A 4,309-nucleotide genomic window follows, 5' to 3' on the forward strand; every position below is an offset into this window, starting at 1 on the left:
AACTTATACTTTTCTTCGATCCTTTCAGTGCCGTTGAGTTGTCAGCGCACTGGCAGTGAAAATATGACTCCTACTGTCTAGTGCTTAGTTAAAGCATATTGATTTTGGGGATTGTGTAAACGGAATCAAAGGAAGACTAGGATTGGGAATGGCTGTTGATAATCTCGCCGAAGCGTTCAATCCGCAAGGGAGTGTTATGAAAGTCGGCTTGGATTAAACGGCGAATCAGTTGCACACTGGCAAAGTTTTGATCAATATGGGGAATCCCTTTGGCATCTAGGCGTACAGGAATGACTTTTCCTTGAATAAAGCGACCAGAACTGTCGAGTTCAATATCGAGAATCAGCGACTTGCCAAGGGGGCCGTGACTGCTTAGAGTCTGATAGCCGACAAAGTTCCCCAAGGAATAGGCAATGAGGCGGCCTTTGTATAATTCAAGGGCACGGGGAACATGGGGGCCGTGACCCAAAATTAAATCGGCACCATTGTCAATCATGGTGCGGGCAAACTGAACTACATTGCCCCGGTCTTCCCCATAGAAGTACTCCGTGCGATCGCGGGTATAAATTTGATCGCTACCTTCGGCGCCGCCGTGGAAACTGACAACCACAATATCAGCGTTTTTCTTAGCCTCCCGCACAAGGGCGGCACTGGCCTTGAGGTCTTGGATGCGATTTTGGCCGTAGTAGGTGCCAAAGCCAATAAATGCGGTTTTCAGGCCATTGGCTTCGAGGTAGGTAATTTGATTGAGATCACCAATGGCGGTCATGCCAGCGGCGTTGATGTGGCGAATCGTATCGCGAAATCCCTGTTCGTTGAAGTCGTAGCTGTGGTTGTTGGCGATGTTGAGGACGTCAAAACCAGCTTGGCGTAACACCTGTGCATAACTGGCCGGTGAGCGAAAGACAAAACTGCGACCCCCCTGGGTGTTTTTGTAGGGATGGGGATGATCGGTAAGGGTACTTTCATAATTGCCAAAGAGGAAATCTGCCCCCTGAAGATAGGGTTTTACTTGGGCAAAGAGCTTTTGGGGATCGGCAGGCAAGCGGTTACTGGGAAAATTGGTGCCAAGGACAATATCGCCAACCGCCTTAATCCGCAAGCGGCGATCGCTAGGGGCGAGTGGGGGGGACACAAGGGGAACATCGGGTTCAGGGGGTGTAATGGCTGGACTGGGTTCTGCACTGGGCGGGGCATCGACACTGAGTTGATTTTGCAACGTCAGGGCAATGGCACTGGTGCTGGCGATCGCCAGCACACTGAGGGCAAAGGCACTCACCGCCTGATGAGACCATGGCGTGGTAGGTATAGCTGCATTTGAGCTGGAACTTGCTTGAGGAGGCGGTGCCGCTGGTAAGGTCTCCCGTAGGTCAACGGTCTGTGTCCATTCTGGCCATTCTTCGCCAAGTAGCCGAGCATGGAGACGCACCCGCAGAACGCCTTGGGGCGCCAATTGCCTGAGACCTCGGCAAACAAACTGAACACAGACTTGTGGGGGGAGCGATCGCGCTGCTTCAAACATAATTTGTAAACAGTCGCCCCGCCGCCGCACGAGGGCGCGCACCCCCTTGGCTTGGAGTGCGCGGTTCATCAAATGGGCAATGGCCTCTGCTTCACCCTGACGTGCCTGCTGCCAAATCAAATCAAGGGAAGCGGTCATGATCAAGGAACCTTCCAGCGATCGCGAGCAAACCTGTGGCTATTCTATGGAAAGTCACTCGTCTTGAAAGTTAGGCTCAGGCCAATTTGACAAACGTCACGCAGAGCCCTCTTGGGCATGCAAGGCTCGCAACAGATCATGGCGGCTAATGATGCCCACTAACTCCCCCTGATCGTTCAAAACCGGTAGGCGACTAATGTGGTGATTGACCATGAGGCGAGCTGCTTCGGAAATGGGTGCATCCACGTTAATTGTGTGGGGGTTGGGGGTCATGACGTCCTGCACCTGTTGGCCGAGGGTTTTCTTAAGGTGTTGGTGAAAAGACTCTGGAGACTCAAAGTAGATGATGCTCCCTAGGAACGTAATGTATAACGGCGGCTCTAGGGGTGCTTCGCGCACGATCAAGTCCGCCTCACAGACCAGTCCCACCAATTTGCCCCTATCATCCACGACGGGGAGGCCGCGCACTTGTTTTTCTTCCATGAGACGAACTGCTTCTGAAATCGGGGCAGCGGCACGAATGGTAAAGGGGTTGGGGGTCATGTAATCACGGACAAGAGCGCTCATAGTTAATCTAGGGAATGAGAGGACAGTTCGAGGGGATGGTAGTCGCCACGCATGGCTAGATCGGGGCGGAGGCTTTGGGCATGGCGTAGGTAGGCATGGTAAATTGGTTGATCTGGGTTGGGGGTGTTGAAGTAAATCAAGCAGCGGATACAGCGGGGTAGGTCTCCCTCTACGTGCATTTGCTGGACATCGAGGAGGGGAATGTTCCGCCAATGGGGGCATTCACGGGCAATCGCCGCCGGAAAAATCTGATCGAGGTCACGGGTGACAGAAAAGGTGACACTAATTACTTCCGATAAATCAAGGGCATTGCGCCGCTCAATCTCGCTGAGGAGTTCCAAAACCGCCTCACGGATTGCGGGAATTGAATTTTCAGTGGCGGTAGTTGCTCCACGAATTGCTCGGACGCGCCAGCCCACGGTGTGCTCCTCCATCAAGACATCCGCAAGGGTACTGTATCCAGCTTAGGGGCGATAGAGCCACAGGGGAAGCCCATTGGTGGTCATTTCAAATTCCAGCCAATCCAGACCCGCTTGCCACGGGAAAGGGAGGCGCTCCTGCTGACGGGGAAACAGCCGAGCCAAGGGAGACTTCGGTTCTTCGATGGTTTGCACCTTGGTTTTGTCGGGGTCAAGGCCGGCCAGTTCTGCCAGCCAGCGGCGGGCATCCTCCTCAGTACCCAAGCGATCTACCAGTCCCAAGGCAAGGGCCTGCTCACCCGTAAAGACACGGCCATCGGCAAAACTGCGCACCGTTTCCACATCGAGGTTGCGGCCTTCGGCCACGGTTTGGACAAATTGGTGATAGCTGGTGTCAATCAGGTCTTGCAGAATACGGATTTCCTCCTCCGTGAGGTCGCGATCAAAAGCCAGAATGTCCTTGTAGGGACCGGACTTGATCACCTTGAAGGAGACCCCCACCTTATCGAGGAGCCGTTGCAAATTGTTGCCCCGCAGGATGACGCCAATACTACCCGTAATGGTGCCGGGGTTGGCCATGATGTGCTGTGCCCCCATGCCGATATAGACTCCGCCGGAGGCCGAGATATTGCCAAAACTGGCCACGATTTTCATTTTCGACTGCAAGCGCTTGAGGGCAGCATAGATTTCTTGGGAGTCGCCTACGGTACCGCCGGGACTGTCAATGCGCACGAGCAGCGCTGGGTAGCCCCGTTCTTCAATGGTTTTCAGGGCTTTGAGGACACGCCGGCGAGTACCTCCAGCGATCGCCCCCGTAATCTCGAGGCGGGCAATTTGACGACGGTAACCACGGGATAAGGGCCAAGGCATAGGCAACAAGTAGCTCAGCAAATCGTGACAATTCACTCGAATTTCTAATCTAGCAAGGTTCTAGGAGGGGGAGGGCGGTGCCTGCTTGACCATTGCTGCTGAGAGTCCCTCTGTGCCGTTGCCGATATACCACAGAGCTGCTGCGGCTTCAGCATGGGTAACGGGTTTCTGGGGCTGCAGCAAGAGGGTTTCTCCCCAAACGCGGCGAATGTTCGAGAGATCCCCCGCGAGGTAGTCAGCAGCCACGGCATTGATGGCAGTGGGAGCAATCCGTTGACTGTCCTTGAAGCCCCATGTTTGCTGAATGCGATCAATCGTGCTGGGACTCAGCCGCCCCTGTTGATCGAGGGGAACTTTCCACTGCAATAGTGTTTCGCGGGTGAGGGGAGCCTCAGGGCGAAAGAGAGCACTGGTATCGCCAGTGAGGGAACTGGGCAAAAATCCTGCCATTGCCAGTCCTTGAATATAGGGAAAATCGGGATGATCAGGGGGAACATCTTGGAAAAGGGGTGTGTCATTGCGGCTGCCGAGGCGGATTTGCCGTGCGGGGCGATCGGCATAAAAGCGGTTGTAGGTAGTGACTAACCAGCGCACAAACTGGCCACGACGGATGGGGATATTGGGTTGCAGGCGATCGCCGGTCGTGGGAAGCACCCCCAGTTCGGCTAAATCGCGAATGGCGGGTTGGAGGGGAGCGGGAGCCTGGTCGAGATCGGTAAAGACTTGGGGGGCGTTGGGGTTGGGTTGGGGAGCCCCTGTGGCCGTGGGGCGCTTGACGGGTGTGTAAGCCACG

At 54.9% G+C, this 4,309-nt stretch carries 5 protein-coding genes; all 5 read right to left on the reverse strand.

Going from position 1 to position 4,309, the window contains the following annotated elements; genetic code table 11:
- Positions 1–136: 136 nt before the first annotated feature.
- On the reverse strand, positions 137–1,660 hold the full coding sequence (locus H8Q75_RS07130; RefSeq protein WP_024124840.1) for a CapA family protein: 1,524 nt from the start codon (positions 1,658–1,660) through the stop codon (positions 137–139).
- A 96-nt stretch (positions 1,661–1,756) separates the two neighbouring features.
- Positions 1,757–2,227, reverse strand: coding sequence for a CBS domain-containing protein (locus H8Q75_RS07135; RefSeq protein WP_024124841.1), 471 nt, complete (start codon positions 2,225–2,227; stop codon positions 1,757–1,759).
- Positions 2,228–2,229: 2 nt separating this feature from the next.
- Positions 2,230–2,661, reverse strand: coding sequence for a chorismate mutase (gene aroH, locus H8Q75_RS07140; protein WP_024124842.1), 432 nt, complete (start codon positions 2,659–2,661; stop codon positions 2,230–2,232).
- Positions 2,662–2,691: 30 nt separating this feature from the next.
- Positions 2,692–3,516, reverse strand: coding sequence for a signal peptide peptidase SppA (sppA, locus tag H8Q75_RS07145; protein ID WP_024124844.1), 825 nt, complete (start codon positions 3,514–3,516; stop codon positions 2,692–2,694).
- Positions 3,517–3,576: 60 nt separating this feature from the next.
- Positions 3,577–4,309: S-layer homology domain-containing protein (locus tag H8Q75_RS07150; protein WP_297040994.1), on the reverse strand; the 733-nt coding region annotated here is incomplete at its 5' end.

The organism is Thermosynechococcus sp. OHK43 (assembly GCF_014466085.1).
In the GTDB taxonomy this organism is placed as follows: Bacteria; Cyanobacteriota; Cyanobacteriia; order Thermosynechococcales; family Thermosynechococcaceae; genus Thermosynechococcus.